At 71.5% G+C, this 16,187-nt stretch carries 19 protein-coding genes; 12 read left to right on the forward strand and 7 right to left on the reverse strand.

Features of this window, described 5'->3' with window-relative positions:
• Window positions 1-39 precede the first annotated feature (39 nt).
• A complete protein-coding gene (gene meaB / locus ACH4S9_RS12590) occupies window positions 40-1,011 on the forward strand; it encodes a methylmalonyl Co-A mutase-associated GTPase MeaB (protein ID WP_398371546.1) in 972 nt (323 codons plus the stop codon).
• Window positions 1,012-1,200: 189 nt separating this feature from the next.
• On the opposite strand, the gene ACH4S9_RS12595 is transcribed toward meaB, so the two are convergent.
• Together ACH4S9_RS12595 and ACH4S9_RS12600 are read right to left on the reverse strand one after the other, a co-directional pair.
• Window positions 1,201-1,851 carry a PhzF family phenazine biosynthesis protein gene (locus ACH4S9_RS12595; protein ID WP_398371548.1) on the reverse strand — a complete coding sequence of 217 codons (651 nt, stop codon included), beginning with the start codon at window positions 1,849-1,851 and terminating at the stop codon, window positions 1,201-1,203.
• A 58-nt stretch (window positions 1,852-1,909) separates the two neighbouring features.
• On the reverse strand, window positions 1,910-2,419 hold the full coding sequence (locus ACH4S9_RS12600; RefSeq protein ID WP_398371550.1) for a PepSY domain-containing protein: 510 nt from the start codon (window positions 2,417-2,419) through the stop codon (window positions 1,910-1,912).
• Window positions 2,420-2,529: 110 nt separating this feature from the next.
• Here ACH4S9_RS12600 and ACH4S9_RS12605 point away from each other — a divergent pair, with 110 nt between their 5' ends.
• Both ACH4S9_RS12605 and ACH4S9_RS12610 read left to right on the forward strand, forming a co-directional pair.
• Complete coding sequence (locus tag ACH4S9_RS12605) at window positions 2,530-3,192, forward strand: response regulator transcription factor (RefSeq protein ID WP_311727931.1); 663 nt, start codon at window positions 2,530-2,532, stop codon at window positions 3,190-3,192.
• A gap of 13 nt (window positions 3,193-3,205) precedes the next feature.
• Window positions 3,206-4,564 carry an ATP-binding protein gene (locus tag ACH4S9_RS12610; RefSeq protein ID WP_398371842.1) on the forward strand — a complete coding sequence of 453 codons (1,359 nt, stop codon included), beginning with the start codon at window positions 3,206-3,208 and terminating at the stop codon, window positions 4,562-4,564.
• Here ACH4S9_RS12610 and ACH4S9_RS12615 read toward each other — a convergent pair.
• From ACH4S9_RS12615 to ACH4S9_RS12630, 4 genes are all read right to left on the reverse strand, one after another.
• Complete coding sequence (locus tag ACH4S9_RS12615) at window positions 4,561-5,037, reverse strand: MarR family transcriptional regulator (protein ID WP_311727933.1); 477 nt, start codon at window positions 5,035-5,037, stop codon at window positions 4,561-4,563. The genes ACH4S9_RS12610 and ACH4S9_RS12615 overlap by 4 nt on opposite strands.
• Window positions 5,038-5,122: 85 nt before the next feature.
• Window positions 5,123-5,803 (reverse strand): AIM24 family protein, encoded by a 681-nt coding sequence (locus ACH4S9_RS12620; RefSeq protein WP_311727934.1) that lies wholly within the window; start codon window positions 5,801-5,803, stop codon window positions 5,123-5,125.
• Window positions 5,800-6,450 (reverse strand): AIM24 family protein, encoded by a 651-nt coding sequence (locus ACH4S9_RS12625; protein WP_358843183.1) that lies wholly within the window; start codon window positions 6,448-6,450, stop codon window positions 5,800-5,802. Before ACH4S9_RS12625 ends, ACH4S9_RS12620 begins: the two co-directional genes overlap by 4 nt.
• Window positions 6,450-7,088 carry an AIM24 family protein gene (locus tag ACH4S9_RS12630; RefSeq protein ID WP_398371554.1) on the reverse strand — a complete coding sequence of 213 codons (639 nt, stop codon included), beginning with the start codon at window positions 7,086-7,088 and terminating at the stop codon, window positions 6,450-6,452. The genes ACH4S9_RS12625 and ACH4S9_RS12630 overlap by 1 nt, the downstream gene beginning before the upstream one ends.
• Window positions 7,089-7,248: 160 nt before the next feature.
• Here ACH4S9_RS12630 and ACH4S9_RS12635 point away from each other — a divergent pair, with 160 nt between their 5' ends.
• A complete protein-coding gene (locus tag ACH4S9_RS12635) occupies window positions 7,249-7,593 on the forward strand; it encodes a DUF3817 domain-containing protein (RefSeq protein ID WP_311727937.1) in 345 nt (114 codons plus the stop codon).
• Window positions 7,590-7,883, forward strand: coding sequence for an MTH1187 family thiamine-binding protein (locus tag ACH4S9_RS12640; RefSeq protein ID WP_054233191.1), 294 nt, complete (start codon window positions 7,590-7,592; stop codon window positions 7,881-7,883). Before ACH4S9_RS12635 ends, ACH4S9_RS12640 begins: the two co-directional genes overlap by 4 nt.
• A gap of 43 nt (window positions 7,884-7,926) precedes the next feature.
• Here the strand turns inward: ACH4S9_RS12640 and ACH4S9_RS12645 are convergent, their stop codons facing one another.
• Window positions 7,927-8,907, reverse strand: coding sequence for a DUF5937 family protein (locus ACH4S9_RS12645; protein ID WP_398371557.1), 981 nt, complete (start codon window positions 8,905-8,907; stop codon window positions 7,927-7,929).
• An 84-nt stretch (window positions 8,908-8,991) separates the two neighbouring features.
• On the opposite strand from ACH4S9_RS12645, the gene ACH4S9_RS12650 reads away from it, so the two are divergent.
• The 7 genes from ACH4S9_RS12650 to ACH4S9_RS12680 all read left to right on the forward strand — a co-directional run bounded on the left by ACH4S9_RS12650 (window position 8,992) and on the right by ACH4S9_RS12680 (window position 16,148).
• The gene (locus ACH4S9_RS12650; protein ID WP_398371559.1) at window positions 8,992-10,335 is read left to right on the forward strand and encodes an MFS transporter; all 1,344 of its coding nucleotides are present in this window, start codon (window positions 8,992-8,994) and stop codon (window positions 10,333-10,335) included.
• A gap of 43 nt (window positions 10,336-10,378) precedes the next feature.
• Window positions 10,379-10,888: a MarR family transcriptional regulator gene (locus ACH4S9_RS12655; RefSeq protein ID WP_361184322.1), complete on the forward strand. Its 510-nt coding sequence runs from the start codon at window positions 10,379-10,381 to the stop codon at window positions 10,886-10,888.
• A 64-nt stretch (window positions 10,889-10,952) separates the two neighbouring features.
• Window positions 10,953-11,291 (forward strand): DUF3817 domain-containing protein, encoded by a 339-nt coding sequence (locus ACH4S9_RS12660; protein ID WP_043490159.1) that lies wholly within the window; start codon window positions 10,953-10,955, stop codon window positions 11,289-11,291.
• 485 nt (window positions 11,292-11,776) lie between these two features.
• Window positions 11,777-13,240 (forward strand): ABC transporter substrate-binding protein, encoded by a 1,464-nt coding sequence (locus tag ACH4S9_RS12665; protein WP_385339025.1) that lies wholly within the window; start codon window positions 11,777-11,779, stop codon window positions 13,238-13,240.
• A 3-nt stretch (window positions 13,241-13,243) separates the two neighbouring features.
• Window positions 13,244-14,086, forward strand: a complete 843-nt coding sequence (locus tag ACH4S9_RS12670) for a carbohydrate ABC transporter permease (RefSeq protein WP_361184317.1) — start codon at window positions 13,244-13,246, stop codon at window positions 14,084-14,086.
• Entirely contained in the window at window positions 14,083-15,030 is a 948-nt protein-coding gene (locus ACH4S9_RS12675; protein ID WP_398371563.1) for a carbohydrate ABC transporter permease, read from the forward strand. Before ACH4S9_RS12670 ends, ACH4S9_RS12675 begins: the two co-directional genes overlap by 4 nt.
• Before the next feature lie 65 nt (window positions 15,031-15,095).
• A complete protein-coding gene (locus tag ACH4S9_RS12680; protein ID WP_361184311.1) occupies window positions 15,096-16,148 on the forward strand; it encodes an acyl-CoA dehydrogenase family protein in 1,053 nt (350 codons plus the stop codon).
• Window positions 16,149-16,187 lie beyond the last annotated feature (39 nt).

The following is a 16,187-nucleotide window of genomic DNA, read 5'->3' on the forward strand; positions in this document are numbered from 1 at the left end:
GGGGCCTCGGGCGTGTGGACGGAAGGGAGCGCGGCGGCGATGGCTGATGTGTCCACGCTGGTGGAGCAGGCGCGGCAGGGACGGCCCCGCGCGGTGGCCCGGCTGATCTCGTTGATCGAGGGCGACTCACCGCAGCTGCGCGAGGTCATGGCCGCGCTCGCTCCGCTGGCCGGGGGCGCGTACGTGGTTGGGGTGACCGGCTCGCCCGGGGTCGGCAAGTCGACGTCGACCTCGGCGCTGGTCACCGCGTACCGCAAGGCCGGGAAGCGGGTGGGGGTGCTCGCCGTGGACCCCTCCTCGCCCTTCTCCGGCGGCGCGCTCCTCGGGGACCGGGTGCGGATGTCCGAGCACGCCTCGGACCCCGGCGTCTACATCCGCTCCATGGCCACCCGCGGGCACCTGGGCGGGCTCGCCTGGGCCGCCCCGCAGGCGATCCGGGTGCTCGACGCGGCCGGGTGCGATGTGGTGCTGGTGGAGACCGTGGGCGTCGGGCAGTCCGAGGTCGAGATCGCGGCGCAGGCCGATACGAGCGTGGTGATGCTCGCGCCCGGGATGGGCGACGGGATCCAGGCGGCCAAGGCCGGGATCCTGGAGATCGGCGATGTGTACGTGGTCAACAAGGCTGACCGGGACGGCGCCGACGCGACGGTCCGCGAACTGGGGCACATGCTGGGCCTCGGCGAGGCCCGCGCTCCGGGCGACTGGCGGCCGCCGATCGTGAAGACGGTGGCGGCGCGGGGCGAGGGCGTCGACGAGGTGGTCGAGGCCCTGGAGAAGCACCGGGCGTGGATGGAGGAGCACGGGGTGCTGGCGGAGCGGCGGCTGCGGCGGGCGGCGGGCGAGGTCGAGACCATCGCCGTGACGGCGCTCCGCGCCCGGATCGGCGACCTGCACGGCGACCGGCGGCTGGGCGCGCTGGCCGAGCGCGTGGCCGCCGGGGAGCTGGACGCCTATGCGGCGGCGGATGAGCTGGTGGCCGGGGTGACCTCCTCGGTGACCTCCTCGGCCTGAGGCGCGTGGGTGTGCGCCTGCTGTGCGTGGTCCGGCGGGGGCGGGGCCTCCGGGGCTGTCACCCTGGACCGCATATTTACGGCGCCGGTGCCCGGAAGCGTGGGGTGGCCCGGAACTTGGCGCCACAAATATGCGTAAGCGTCCAGGGCACCACCCCTGCACCCCCACCCCCTCACGTCTCGTCGGCGGCTACAGCCGCTCCGTGGCTTCCAGCCGTACGCGGCCTCCCACGTCGATCAGCCCGTCCGGCCGCGGCGCCGTCAGGATCTGTGAGCCGCGGCCCTGCGCGATGTTCAGGGCGCGCCCCAGCTGGGCCGTCAGCAGCAGCGCTGCCGCGCCCGTCGCCTCGTCCTCGTCGATGCCGTCGCCGCGCCCGGGGAAGGCGCGCGCCCTGATCCGGCCGGCCGCCTCGTCCTCCCACGCCCAGGCGTAGATCCACTCACCCGGCGGTGGCACCTGCAGTGCGTCGACCTCGGCTGCCGTGTCGTATCGCTTGAGCGTGCGTGGTGGCGCCCACTCGGGGCGCGCCTCGATCCAGTTGAACTCCCCTTCGAGCCTGGCGCCCACCAGGCCCGCGGGTGTGACCAGTTCCGGCACGTCGAGCAGCCAGGCCGCGCCCACGCACGGGTGCCCGGCGAACGGCAGCCGCAGCGTCGGCGTGTAGATGTCGATGACGCCGCGCTCGGGGTCGTCGACGAACACGGTCTCGCTGAAGCCAAGCTTCCGCGCGATGGCCTGGCGTTCGGCCGTGCCCGCGCCGCTTTGGCGTATGACACCGAGCGTGTTGCCGTGGCGGCCGTCGGGGCCGCAGAAGACGCGCAGTACGTCGTAATCGGTCACCTGTGCAGTACATCACGCCGTCGGGCGGCCGCCGGCTCCGGCGGCCGCCCGGGGCGGGTCAGTCTTCGTCCTCGTGGTGGTCGTCCTCGTGGGACTGGGTGACTGCGCCGGTCTGCGGGTTGACGTTCACTTCGCGGAACTTGCCCGCGAGCTCGACCTCCCAGGCCTTGTCGTCCAGCTCCACGGAGGTCACCGTGCCCTTGACCCGCTCCGCCGCGGCCACCGCGCCGACCTTGGCGGTGCGCAGCACGGTGGCCTCCTTCCGGTCGTCTTCGTCCTTGTCGAGCTTCTGGCCCAGGACCTGGCCGTTCGCCCCGACCTTGACCTCGTGCCACGCGTTGTCCTTGCCGAGGACCTCCACCTCCCAGCCGGGCCGGTCGTCGTCGCGCTCGACGGACGCCACCGTGCCCGGTACCGCCTTGATCGCCGCCTCTGCCGCCTGGACGAGTGACGTGGACTTCGATGTCGTCGAGGGGCGAGGGGCCGCGGTAGCGGTGGCGACCGTCAGGGCCGAGGCGGTGGCCAGGGACGCGGCGGCCAGGGCGGCGATGATGGGCATGCGCTTCATGTGGGTTCCTCCCCAGTTGTGTTGACGGGAATTACGGTGGCGGAGTGGGGCTGAAGCCAGGCTGAAGTCGCCTGAAGGGATCTTCAGGTTGTCTTTGGGACGCTCTCCCCATGCGTTTGCTGATTGTGGAGGACGAGCGGCGGCTCGCGGTGTCGCTGGCCAAGGGGCTCATGGCGGAGGGTTTCGCCGTGGATGTGGTGCACGACGGCCGGGAGGGGCTGCACCGGGCCCAGGAGGGGACGTACGACCTGGTCGTGCTCGACATCATGCTGCCGGGGATGAACGGCTACCGCGTCTGCGGCGCGCTGCGGGCCGCCGGGTGCGAGGTGCCGATCCTGATGCTGACCGCGAAGGACGGGGAGTACGACGAGGCCGAGGGGCTCGACACGGGCGCCGACGACTATCTGACCAAGCCGTTCTCGTATGTGGTGCTGCTCGCGCGGGTGCGGGCGCTGCTGCGGCGGCGGGGGCAGGGCGCCTCGCCGGTGGTGCGGGTGGGGGATCTGGTGGTGGACCGGGGGGCTCGCCGCGTGGAGCGGGATGGGTGCGAGGCCGCGTTGACCGCCAAGGAGTTCTCCGTGCTGGAGCAGTTGGTGGTGCGGCCCGGCGAGATCGTGTCGAAGGCGGAGATCCTCGAGCATGTGTGGGACTTCGCGTACGAGGGCGACCCCAACATCGTCGAGGTGTATGTGAGCGCCCTGCGGCGGAAGCTCGGGGCCGGGGTCATCGAGACCGTGCGGGGGGCCGGGTATCGGCTGGTGGGGCGTGCGTAGCGGCTCGGTCCGGATGCGGGCCGCGGTGGGGGCGACGCTGGTGGTGGCCGGGGCCCTGGTCGCCGCGGGGCTCGCGGTGCTGGGGGTGCTGCGGGCGAATCTGTCGGAGCAGGCCCAGCTGCGGGCCGAGGTGCATACCCGCGCGGTGGCCTCGCGGGTCGCGGCCGGGGCGCGGTTCGACGGGCTGGAGCTGGGCGAGGACCCCGTGCAGATCGTGGACGGGCAGGGGCGGGTGCGGGCGGTGAGCGACGATCTGGAGGCCGTGACGGGGGCGGGGAGCCGTTCGGTGGTGCCGGTGGAGCTCGAGGTGGAGGACGAGGACGACGCGGGGAGGGTGGAGGCCCAGAAGCCCCGGTTCGCCGAGGGCACCGCCCGGGTGGACGGGCGCGAGGCGGACTACGTGTGGGCCGCGGTGCGGGCGACCACCCCGACGGAGGAGTCCGTCACGGTGTACGCGGGCGCCCCGCTGGCGACCGGCACGGTCGACTCGGTGCGGGACGCGATGCTGCTCGGGCTGCCGCTGCTGTCGGCGGTGGTGGCGGCGGTGACCTGGCTGGTGACCCGGCGCGCCCTGCGGCCGGTGGAGGCGATCCGCCGGGAGATGGCGGCCATAACGGCCAGTACGGATCTGTCCCGGCGGGTGCCGGTGCCCTGGTCGCGGGACGAGGTGGCCCGGCTGGCGCGTACGACCAATGAGACGCTCGCGGCGCTGGAGGGGGCGGTGGCACGGCAGCGGGCGTTCGTCGCCGACGCCTCCCATGAGCTGCGCAGCCCCATCGCGTCGTTGCGGACGCAGTTGGAGGTGGGCGCCGCGCATCCGGGGCTGCTGGATGTGGACGGCGCGGTGGAGGACGTGGTGCGGCTTCAGCGGCTGGCCGCCGATCTGCTGCTGCTGGCCCGGCTGGACGCCGGGGAGCGGCCCTCGGGGGCGCGGGTGGCGCTCGCGGAGCTGGTGCGCGAGGAGTTGGCGCAGCGGGTGGGGGACCGGGTGGCGGTGCGGTGCGAGTTGGGGGCGGTGGAGGTGGCGGGGTCGCGCGGGCAGCTGGCGCGGGTGCTGGGGAACCTGGTGGACAACGCGCAGCGGCACGCCCGGAGCGAGGTGCGGGTGGCGGTGCGGGAGGAGGGCGGCTGGGGGGTCGTGGAGGTCGAGGACGACGGCAGCGGGGTGCCCGAGGAGGAGCGGGAGCGCATCTTCGAGCGGTTCGTACGGCTCGACGACGCCCGAAGCCGCGACGACGGCGGGGCCGGGCTCGGCCTCGCCATCGCGCGAGACGTGGTGCTGCGGCACGGCGGACGGCTGGATGTGCGGACCGCGCCGGGCGGCGGCGCGCTGTTCGCGGTGCGGCTGCCCCGGAAGGCGCCTGTGAGCTAGACGCGGCCGCGCTGGGCGCGCAGGTGGTCGGCGATCGGGTTCAGGGAGTCGTGGACGGCTTCGAGCGCTTCCGGGGAGAGCAGGTCGATGAAGTGCTTGCGCACCGACTCGACATGGTGCGGCGCGACCTTGCGCATGGTCTCCCAGCCGCTTTCGGTGAGCACCGCGTAGAGCCCCCGCCGGTCGGACTCGCAGTGCTCGCGGCGGACGAGGCCGGCGTTCTCCATCCGGGTGATCTGGTGGGAGAGACGGCTCTTGGACTGGAGGGTGGCGGCGGCGAGGTCGCTCATGCGCAGCCGGTGGCCCTCGGACTCCGAGAGGTTGACCAGGATCTCGTAATCGTTCATGGTCAAGCCGAACGGCTGGAGGTCTCGTTCGAGTTGGTAGGTCAGCAGCCGGCTGACGTCCAGGTGGATGCGCCAGGCGCGCTGTTCCTCGTCGCTGAGCCAGCGCGTGCCGTTCTCGGTCTCCATGGGAAGCATTCTACCTATAGAAGTTGAATTTCGAACCAATGGATATGAGGTCACCTGTTCGAGGTTACACTCCGCATGCTTGCGCTCACGAACCGGTGCCCCCCGTGCTCCCTATCGGCACCTCATCGAGGACTTCTTCCGTCGACTGGAGCAGTACCGTCCCCGCGCCGACGAACTCGAACTGGTGCTCCTCGCCAGACGTCCCCCCGATGCCGGTGTGTGCGCGGATCCCGCCGAGGACGCCCCGCAGATAGTCGTGATCGTAGTGGTGATTGGGCGTCGGGCAGTCCGCCCAGCCGACAAGGGCCTGCGGGTCCACCCGGATCGGCGGCTCCATGAAGACCACCGGGCCATTGGAGGCCGCGACGAACTTGCCGGTGCCGATCAGGGTGAGAAAGCCCGGGACGATCGACTGCTTGAGGGAGAGCGAGGGCTGGAAGGCGAGCAGATTTCCTGACCGGATGGTGAGATTGCCGTCGTCGAGGTCGTAGGAGTTGACGTCGAAGGCCCGGTCCGCGAGCACCATCTTGCCCTGCCCCTCGGCCACCACCCAGTCAGCGGCGTGCATCGGGGAGTGGAAGCTGTGCGCGATGAGGTGGTCCAGCCGGCCCAGGCCCACGCCCTGGAAGTCGATCCGCCCGTAGTAGGCGATCATCTTCCCCTTCTGGAGGAACCACTGGCCGTTCAGCTCCACGCTGAAGGCGTACGGATTGATGTTGTCGTCGACCGGGAGGGTGTACGCGTCATGGATGACCGGGCCGTTCACAGCTTCTCCTCCGATGCCTGGACATACACCGTGCCGGTGCCCGAGAGCTCCAGCTGGAAGGCCTCTCCCGAGCCGCGGCCGACCATCTCGCGCCAGCCGAGCGCGGCCGAGAGCTTGTTGCGCACCTCGCCGCGGTGGGCGACATACGCCTGCGGGTCGACATGGACCGGGCGGCCGGGTGCGATCGGCAGCTGGATGACGCCGCCGTGCGCCATGACCGCCGCCGAGCCATGCCCCTCGAGGGTGGTGGTGAACAGTCCCTGGCCGGTGACCTGGCCGCGCACGATGCCCATCACCCCGCCCTGCGAGCCCATGAACATCGTGCCCTGGCGCAGCGACCCGTCGAAGGCGAGCAGCCGGTCCGACTCGACATAGAGCTTGTCGCCGGCCATGTGGACGACCTCGACATGGTGGCCGCCGTGCCCGAACATCACCGTGCCGCTGCCCTCGACGGTCATCAGCGGGGTCGACTCGCCCGCGACCCGGCGGCCGATCATGCCCATCACCCCGCGCTGCCCGCCGGTGATGCTGGGCGTGAACCGCACCTCGCCCCGGTAGGCCAGCATCGCGCCGCGCTGGCTGAAGAGCGTCTGGCCGGGCAGCACCTGCGCCTCGACCATGCGGGAGTTGAGGACGTTGAACGGCATCAGACGTCACCGCCGACCGTGTTGCGCTCGCTGGGCTGTACGTACACCAGTCCCTCGCCCTCGAAGCGGATCTGGAACGCCTCGCCCGAGCCCTCGCCTATGAGCGTGCGGAAGTTCACCCCGGACTGGAAGTGCTGCTTGAGCTTGCCCGTATGGGCGATATACGCGCCCGGGTCGACCTGGAGCGGCAGCTCCGGGGTGACGCGCAGCACCACCGCCGTGCCGTCGGAGAGGATGGCCGCCTGCCCGGTGCCCTCGACGGTGGTGGTGAACAGGCCGTTGCCCTGGGAGGAGCCGCGCAGCCCGGTGAAGGAGGTCCCGGTGCGCAGCGCGGAGTCCGTGCACAGCAAATTGCTGGCCTCCACATAGAGCGCGTCGCCGTGCAGCGACACCAGGCTGATCTCGCTCGCCCGGTCGGCGAAGTAGCACGTGCCGTGCCCCTTCACCTCCATGACCTCCATCTGCTCGCCGGTGAGCCGCCGGGTCACCATCCCGCGCAGCCCGTCCCCTCCGCCGGTCTTCTTCTTGAAGGTCATCTCCCCCTCGTACGCGACCATCGAGCCGTTCTTGGCCTTCACGGAATCGCCGGTCATGTCGACGGCGAGCACCTTGCTCCCCTGGAGCCGAAACTGAGCCACGGATCTGACGTTATCGGGACCGAACGCCTCGGAACAGGGACAGCCGGACCCCGGCGCGGTGATCGGTTACGAGGCTGCGACAATGCGAGGAAGAGTTTGTGCATCACTTCACAAGCTCTCCCTCTGTGTCCTTCGTCCTCTCCCCAAAGGTGCTGCTCCCGTGGACTTCAAGACCGCCACCGCACTGCGGCGGCTCCGCCTGGTCTCCGCGCCCGAGGCCGTCTCCTTCCTCCTGCTGCTGGTCTGCTCGGTGCTCAAGCGCACCACCGACTTCAACGCGGTCCCGGTGATGGGGATGGTGCACGGCGTCCTCTTCATCCTGTACGTGGTCTTCTGGCTGGACGCCTGGAAGCGCGCCAAGTGGAGCGGCAAGACCGCTGCGCTCTACTTCGCGCTGTCCGTCCTGCCGACCGGCGGCTTCTTCGCCGAGCGCATGCTCAAGCGGGAGGCGGAGGCCAGCGTGATCGCCGACCGGGCGCGCCGTGAGGGCGTGGTCAACGCATGATCGTCGCCTTCTCCGTGACGCCGCTCGGCGTCGGCGAGGATGTGGGGGAGTACGTCGCGGACGCGGTTCGGGTGGTGCGCGAGTCGGGCCTGCCGAACCGTACGGACGCGATGTTCACCTCCGTCGAGGGTGAGTGGGACGAGGTCATGGACGTCGTCAAGCGGGCGGTCGCGGCCGTGGAGGCCCGGGCGCCGCGGGTGTCCGTGGTCCTCAAGGCGGACATCCGCCCGGGCGTCACGGACGGACTCACCTCGAAGGTCGAGACGGTCGAGCGGCACCTGTCCGCGTAGCCGTAGCCGTAGCCGTAGACGCAGTCGTACGGAGCGCGCGCCGCTAGGCCGCGTCGCCGCCCAGCAGCGCGATTCCGAGCGGCGTGCGCTCGTACAGCACCCGGTGGCCGTCGCGGCGCGACGTCAGCAGGCCGGCCGCGCGCAACACCGCCAGATGCGCCGACACCGACGACGGCGCCAGGCCCAGCCGCTGGGCCAGCGCCGTCGTGGCGGCGGGCTCCTCGAGGGCGCTCAGAACGGCCGCGCGGTTGGCGCCGAGGAGCCGTACGAGCGCGTCCGCCGCGCCCTCCGCGGACTCCTGCCAGAGCCCGCCCACCCCGCGCGCCGGATAGATCACCGTCGGCTGCCAGGGCGGCACGAAGCCGCTCACCACGTCCGGCCAGACGAACACGCTCGGCATCAGCAGCAGGCCCCGGCCGTCGAGCTCCTGCACCTCCGGGCCCCCGGCGCGGGTGCGGACCGTGAGCCGCCCATCGGCCCAGGACACCGAGGGGCGCAGATCGGCGAAGAGCCGCTCGAGGCCACCGTCCGCCAGTTGCCGGGCCCGATAGGCCACATCGGCCTCCAACAGGTCGCGCACCCGGGGCCAGTCCGGCTCGAGCAGCGCGTGCCAGGCCCGCTCGGTCAGATCCCCGAGCCGCCGCACCGCCCGCGCGGGGTCCTCCAGCACCGAGCGCCCGGCCGCGGACTCGGTGGCCCCCGGTGTGTCGGCCAAGGAAAGGGCCATCTCCCGGCGGGCCGCCTCCGGCTCGGTCGCCCGCAGCCGCGCCAGCTCCTCCTCGAACGAGGGATACGGCACCGCCGGCGGCGGACCCAGAAAATCCGGGGTGTAGCCGCGGATGGGGATGAACAGCGCGAGCAGGGAGAGGTCGAGCCCGGCCACGGCCGAGCGGATGCGGCGCAGCCACGGCAGGTGATAGCCGTGCCGCTCGGAGCGCAGCAGCGTCCGCACCGCCTCGTGCGTCTGGCACAGCGGCGAAATCGCGAACCGGCAGCGCAGCAGGTCGTCTGTTCCAAAGCTCATGTGCAGTGCCACAGGTCCCCCCCGAAGATTCGCCCCAGGGCGAAACACTAGAGCGCCCCGGACCGCTCCGGGCACGCTGCCGCCATGCCAACGCCTTCCGGGTCCGGGACGACGGACCCCACCCCTGCGCGCCCTGCCGCAGATGCCTCCGGACCCGAGCCCGCGGCCGAGTGCGCGGAGGGACCCGCTCTCCCGGAACCCCGCCCGGAAAGCGTTGGCTACTCCGCCGTCTTCGCGGTGCGCGAGTTCCGGGCCGTGTTCGTCGCGCATCTGCTGTCGATGCTCGGCGAGGTGGTCTGCGGGATCGCGCTGTCCGTCCTGGTCTACCGGGCCACCGGCTCGCCGCTGCTGTCCGCGCTGGCCTTCGCCTTCGCGCTGCTGCCGTACGTCATCGGCGGCACCCTGCTGTCCGCGGTCGCCGACCGCTACCCCGCCCGCCGGGTACTCGTCGTGTGCGATCTGGCCAGCGCACTGTGCGTGGCCGCGATGGTGGTGCCGGGCATGCCCGTCGGGCTGCTGCTGGTGCTGCGCTGTGTGCCCGCCGCGATCTCTCCGGTGTTCAGCGGAACGCGGGCCGCGACCCTCGGCGACATCCTGGGGAAGGGCGATCTGTTCGTGCTCGGCCGGTCCGTCATCCGTCTCACCGCGCAGGGCGCGCAGCTCGCCGGGTTCGCCGCGGGCGGGCTGCTGCTGACCGCGGTCTCGCCGCGCGCGGTGCTCGCGATCACGGCGGCGTCGTTCGTGGCGTCGGCCCTGGTGCTGCGGCTGGGCACCCGCCGCCGTGCGGCCCGTGCGGACGGCCGGCGCGGCGCGCTGCTCGGCGACTCGCTGCGCGGTATCCGGCAGCTGGCCGCCGTCCCGCGGATCCGGGCGCTGTTCCTGCTGAACTGGGTGCCGCCGACGTTCGTGGTGATGTCGGAGGCGCTGATGACCCCGTACTCCGACGGTCTGGGCCTGGGCTCGACCGGGCTCGGGCTGCTGATGTGCGGGATGCCGATCGGCGCGATCGTCAGCGAGACCCTGGCGGGCACCCTGCTCGGCCCGGCCGGCCGGGCGCGGCTGACCCTGGTGGTGGCGGTGCTGTGCATGCTGCCGTCCCTGGGGTATGTCTTCGAGCCCTCCTTCGGCTGGGCGCTGGCCCTCCAGGTGGCGACGGGCTGTGGCATGGCGTACAGCCTCGGCCTCGACCAGTGGTTCATCGCGGCCGTGCCGGAGGAGCTGCGGGGGCGGGCGATGACGCTGCTGACGGCGGGGCTGATGACCGCGCAGGGCCTGGGCATGGCGGCGGCGGGCGCGGTCGCCGAGGTGGCTCCGGTGCACCTGGTGGTCACCGCGGCGGGGGTGTCAGGCACCGTGTGTTCGCTGCTGGTGGTGGTGATGGTGCGGCGCGGCAACGCTCCCGGCCGGCCCGCCCCGCTCGAAACGTGAGACCGGGCTGACCACGATATGACCGGCCGGTAGGGTCGGTAACGTGCCCAAACCGCTCAGCCTCTCCTTCGACCCCATCGCTCGCGCAGACGAACTGTGGAAGCGACGGTGGGGGTCCGTGCCGTCGATGGCCGCGATCACCTCGATCATGCGGGCCCAGCAGATTCTGCTCGGCCAGGTCGACGCGGTGGTCAAGCCGTACGGGCTGACCTTCGCCCGCTACGAGGCGCTGGTGCTGCTCACCTTCTCCCAGGCCGGTGAGCTGACCATGTCCAAGATCGGCGAGCGGCTGATGGTCCACCCGACCTCGGTGACCAACACCGTGGACCGGCTGGTCAAGTCCGGTCTGGTGGCCAAGCGGCCGAACCCGAACGACGGCCGCGGCACGCTCGCCTCGATCACCGACCGGGGCCGTGAGGTGGTGGAGTCGGCCACCCGCGACCTGATGGCCATGGACTTCGGCCTCGGGGTGTACGACGCCGAGGACTGCTCGGGCATCTTCGAGCTGCTGCGGCCGCTGCGCGTCGCGGCGGGCGACTTCGACGAGGTGTGACGGGGGAGCGGCACCGGCGGGGGCGGCGAAGATCGCCCCGGAACGGACGGTTACGCTCGACGTCATGAAGCGAAGCGTATTGACGCGCTACCGGACCATGGCCTATGTCACCGGCGTCCTGCTGATCCTGCTCACGATCGGCGTGATCGCCAAGTACCTGCTGGACGTGGACGGCGCGTCCGGCTTCGTCAGCGTCGTCGGTATCGCACACGGCTGGCTGTACGTCCTCTACCTGGTCTTCGCCTTCGACCTCGGCTCCAAGGCGAAGTGGCCCTTCGGCAAGCTGGCCTGGGTGCTGCTCGCCGGCACCGTCCCCACGGCGGTCTTCTTCGTCGAGCGCAAGGTCGTGGCCGAGATCGAGCCGCTGGTCAGCGGCGCCGAGCCGGAGCCCGCCAAGGCCTGAACCACCCCCGCCCCTTTGTGGGCCCGGTTCACCTCCAGCACCCCGCGCGCCCCGTCCGGACCCCGGACGGGGCGCGCGATCTTGTTGACACGCACCGGCGCGGAAGGTTAGCTTCCGTCGCAGCTTTACTTGCGGCATACACAAACGTGCGGCAGCGCCGGGACATCCGGTGTGTGCCGGGAATCGGGGGGAAGGATGACGGCCCGCGCTTCGGCACGTCCCGCCCTCCCCCTGCCTCGCCGCCTCTTCTCCGCGCGCCTCTACCTCGATCTGCGGCGCAGCTCCAGCACCAGCTGTTCCAGCTGTTTCTGCTGACGGCCGTTCCCGGAGCGTCGGCTCTCTCCAGCGTTCTCCAGGCGTCGGGCCTGCTCTGACGTCTGTCTTTCTTCGGCGCCTGTCCTTCCTTGGCGTCTGACTTTCCTTGGCGTACGCGCCCTCGTGCGCGGCCTTGCCGTCTCGTTTCCCCGTTCTGATGAGGACTTGTCATGCCCTCCACCTCGCGCTCCCGCATACGCGAAGAAGTGCGCCGCCTCGACGAGCTGAGTGATCAGCTGCGCCGCGGCCGCATCGGCCGCCGGTCGTTTCTCTCCCTGGCCTCGGGCATGTCCGCCGCCGCCCTGCTGACCGCCTGCGGAGCGGACTCCGGCTCCGGGAAGAAGACCGTCCCCTTCTACACGACCGAGAACGATCCCCAGTCGCTCGCCTTCTACAAGATGGTGATCGAGAAGTTCGAGAAGGCCCACCCCGGCGTCAAGGTCAAGATCACCCTCTATCAGGACGAGAACCAGCTCCAGTACCTCCAGACGGCGATGCAGACGGGCAACGACATCGGCGTCTTCGCGCCCCCCGCCGCCAACATCCTGGACTGGGCGGAGAAGCGCTATCTGCTGCCGCTGACCGACCTGGTCAAGGACATCGGGGAGGACGACTTCCTGGCGGGCACCCGCATCCGGGTCAAGGGCCAGGACTACGCCATGCCCTTCCAGGCGGGCGCCTCGGTGCTCTACTACCGCAAGGACCTGCTGGACGCGGCCGGGCTCCGGCCGCCCAGGACCTACCAGGACTTCCTCGACGCCGTCACCGAGCTCGACGGCAAGGACGGCGTCGACGGGATCTCCTCCGGCGCGAGCAACACCCCCGGCATGACGACCCAGTTCCTCGCCCCGTACGTCTACCAGTCCGGCTGGGACTACTACGGCGCCGACGGCGAGGTGCTGTTCGGCAGGCCCGAGGTCCTGGAGGGCGTCAAACGCCATGTGGCGATCATGCGGCACGCCCGCAAGGGCGCGTACAACACCAACTACCCCGACCTGATGAACACCTACATCTCCGGCCGCGCCGCGTTCGCCACCATGGCCGGCCGCCTCGGGGTCAACCTCGCCAAGCAGAATCCGAAGATCGCCGAGAACACCGGCGTGATCGCCGTCCCGGCCGGGCCGTTCCGCACCGGCAAGCTCGCCTACGGCGGCAAGAACCAGTACAGCGTCTACGCCAGGACCAAGCACCGCGCCGAGGCCATCGCCTTCCTCAAGGCGCTCACCACCGGCGCCAACGCGCTCGCCTTCTCCCTCACCGTCCCCGGCCATCTGCTGCCGCCGCTGAAGTCGGTGACCGCCCGGCTGCGCGCCGAGATACCGAAGTCCGAGGACGCGTACCTCAAGAAGCACGGCGACTGGGTCGCCACGATCATGGACCTGGTCCCGGACGCCATGAGCCCCGACCTCAGCATGGGCTCGGTGCACGACCACACCTACGACGGCCGGCTGTCCAACCCGTGCCCCTGGGCCGGCAAGGCGTGGGCCCCGCCGCCCGCCGACGGCGCGATGATCCAGGACATCCTGATCCGGGGGACCGACCCCGAGAAGGCGTGGCAGGACGCGGTGGCCAAGCTGGAGAAGGCCGCCGAGGAGTGGAAGTCCGCCCATCCGGACTGGAAGCCGAGCGTCTGAGCCGTGACCGCCGCGCGCCTCGGCCCGAGCCCCTTCCGGGTCTTCCAGTACGTCTGTCTCGCCGTGATCGTGGTGGTCGCGGATCTGCCGCTGGTGTGGATCGTGTTCACCGCCGTCAAGCCCGACACAGAGATCGTCGCCTACCCGCCCACCCTCTATCCGCACGAGCTGACGTTTCAGAACTTCACCAACCTCTTCGCCATCTCGGACTTCGGCACCTACCTCGCCAACAGCGCGGTCGTCTCGCTCGCCGCGACGGCCGCCACGGTGGTCCTCGGCACCCTCGCCGCGTACTCGCTCAGCCGCTTCACCCTCCCCGGTCTGCGATGGGTGGGGGAGCTGTCGCTGTTCGCCTACATGGTGCCGCCCATCCTGGTCCTGGTCCCGATGGCGCAGCTGGTGAACCGGCTCGGGCTGGCCAACGACAGGACGGCGCTCGTCGTCCTCTACACCGCCACGCTGCTGCCCTTCGCGCTGTGGACGCTGCGCTCGTACTTCCACGGGCTCACCGTCGAGCTGGAGGAGGCGGCCATGGTCGACGGCTGCACCCGCTTCGGCGCCTTCCTCCGGGTGGTGGTCCCCCAGGCGCTGCCCGGCATCATCGCCACCGCCGTCTTCACCTTCAACGCGGCCTGGAGCGAGTACCTCTTCTCGGCGACCCTGATGACCGACCCGGAGAACCTCACCCTGAGCCCCGGGCTCGCGCTGCTCATGGACCAGACCGGGGTCTACTCGTGGGGCGTGCTCATGGCCGCGGCCGTGATCGTCGTGCTGCCGGTCGTGGTGCTGTTCGCGTTCGTGCAGAAGTTCCTGGTGGGCGGCGTGGGCCAGGGGGCGGTCAAATGAGCGTGCGCAAGACCGGCGTGGCCGCGGGCGCGCGCGGGCGGACCCGGAGCGAGCGGACCCGGCGCGGGCTGAGCGACCGGCAGCTGGGCACCCTGATGCTGCTGCCCGCGCTCGCCCTGCTGCTGTGCTTCGCCGTCTATCCGTTCCTCGCCTCCGTCGTCGACAGCTTCTTCCAGATCGACTTCCTCACCCGGCAGCGCGAGTTCCTGGGCCTCGGCAACTACCGCCGTCTGTGGGAGGACCCGGCCACCCGCGCGGCCTTCGGGCGCAGCGTGCTGTGGGTGGCAGGGAACGTCGTGATCCAGGCGGGCGTGGGCGTGGCCGTCGCGCTCGTCCTCAACGCCGGGCTGCGCGGGCAGACGCTCGCCCGCGGCCTGGTGCTCTTCCCCTACGTGGTCCCGGCCGTCGTCGCCGCGATCGTGTTCCGCTTCATGTTCAACGACACCACCGGCCTGGTCGGCTATCTGCTCAGGGCCTCCGGCGCGAGCGACCAGCCGGTGAACCCCTTCGGCGACCCCGACACCGTCATGCTCGCCCTGATCGCGGTGAACTGCTGGAAGTACGTGCCGTTCATCGTCATCGTCGTGCTCGCCCGGCTCCAGACCGTGCCGCGCGAGCTGTACGAGGCGGCCTCGCTCGACGGGGCCGGGCGGATGGCCTCCTTCCGCCATGTGACGCTGCCGTGGATCGCCCCGGCGCTGATCGTCGCCATGCTGATGCGCACGATCTGGACGGCGTACGACTTCGACCTGCCGTATCTGCTGGCCCAGGGCGGACCGCTGGACAGCTCCACCACCGTGCCGCTGGCCATCAGGAAGATCGCCTTCAGTGACCAGGAGCTCGGCCTCGCCTCCGCCCTCGCGGTGTCCGTGGCGATCCTCCTCGTCGTCGGCGCCTGGCTCTACCTGCGCGCCTACCGGCGCACCGAGCGCGCCACGGGCTGACCCGGGAAGCCCCGAACAGGGAAGCCCCGGTGACAACAATGGACGAGTCAATGAAAGGAGCGGCCATGACCGCCCCCGCCCCGACCCTGATCGAGGCGGCCCGGCGCCTCGCCGACGAGGTGCTCGCCCCGGGCGCCGAGTCCGCCGACCGCGAGGGGGTCACCCCGGCCGCGATCGCCGCGGTCAAGGCGTCCGGAGTGCTCGGGGTGAGCGGCCCCGCGGCGTACGGCGGGGCGCAGGCGCCGGATCCGGTCGCCCGGGAGATCGCCGAGACCCTCGCCGGGGCCTGCTGCTCCACGTATTTCGTCCAGGCGCAGCACCACAGCCCGGTCAGGATGCTCGCGTCGTCCGCCTCCCCGGCCCGCGAGCGGCTGCTGCGGCCGCTGTGCGACGGCACGCTGCTGTCCGGCATCGCCTTCTCCCACCTGCGGGCCTTCCCCCGCACCCCGGTGCGGGTCGGCCGGGTCGCGGGCGGACGGCGCTTCGACGGGCGGGTGCCCTGGTACACCGGCTGGGGCCTGAACGATGTGCTGCTGCTCGGCGGGGTCACGGAGGACGGCGAGGTCCTGTTCGCCTTCGCGGACGCCCGTGAGCAGCCCGGGCTGCGCCCCACGCCGCCCCTCCGGCTGGCGGCGCTGACCGGCACCCGGACGGTCGGCCTGGAGCTGGACGGTTTGGTGGTGCCCGAGGAGGCGGTCGTCTGGAGCCGCCCGTACGAGGAGTGGGCGGTCGCGGACCGGCCGAAGAACACCAACCCCAACCCGGCCGTCTTCGGCGTGGCCCGCGCCGCACTCTCCCTGCTGGAGGCCGCCGGGGACGCGGAGGCCGCGGAGACGGCGCGGGTGCTGGGCGAGCGGCTGAACGAGGTCAGGCGGGAGGCGTACGCGCTGGTCGACGAGGTGGAGCCGGGCGAGCGGCCGGCGGACCGGCTGGCGGTGAAGACGCGGGCCTACGACGTTCTGCGCGCGGCGACCACCGCGGCGATCGTCGCGGGCGGCGGCCGCGCCTTCGGCCTGGGCAGCCCGGCGCAGCGACTGGCCCGGGAGGGCCTGTTCCTGGTCGTCCAGGGCCAGACCGCCGACGTACGGAGCGCCCACCTGCGGGCACTGCGCGACTGACCCGAATGGGCCGGTGGGGCCCGTGTCGCGTCGACAGAT

It is taken from the genome of Streptomyces sp. NPDC021225, from assembly GCF_044332865.1.
Classification (GTDB): domain Bacteria; phylum Actinomycetota; class Actinomycetes; order Streptomycetales; family Streptomycetaceae; genus Streptomyces.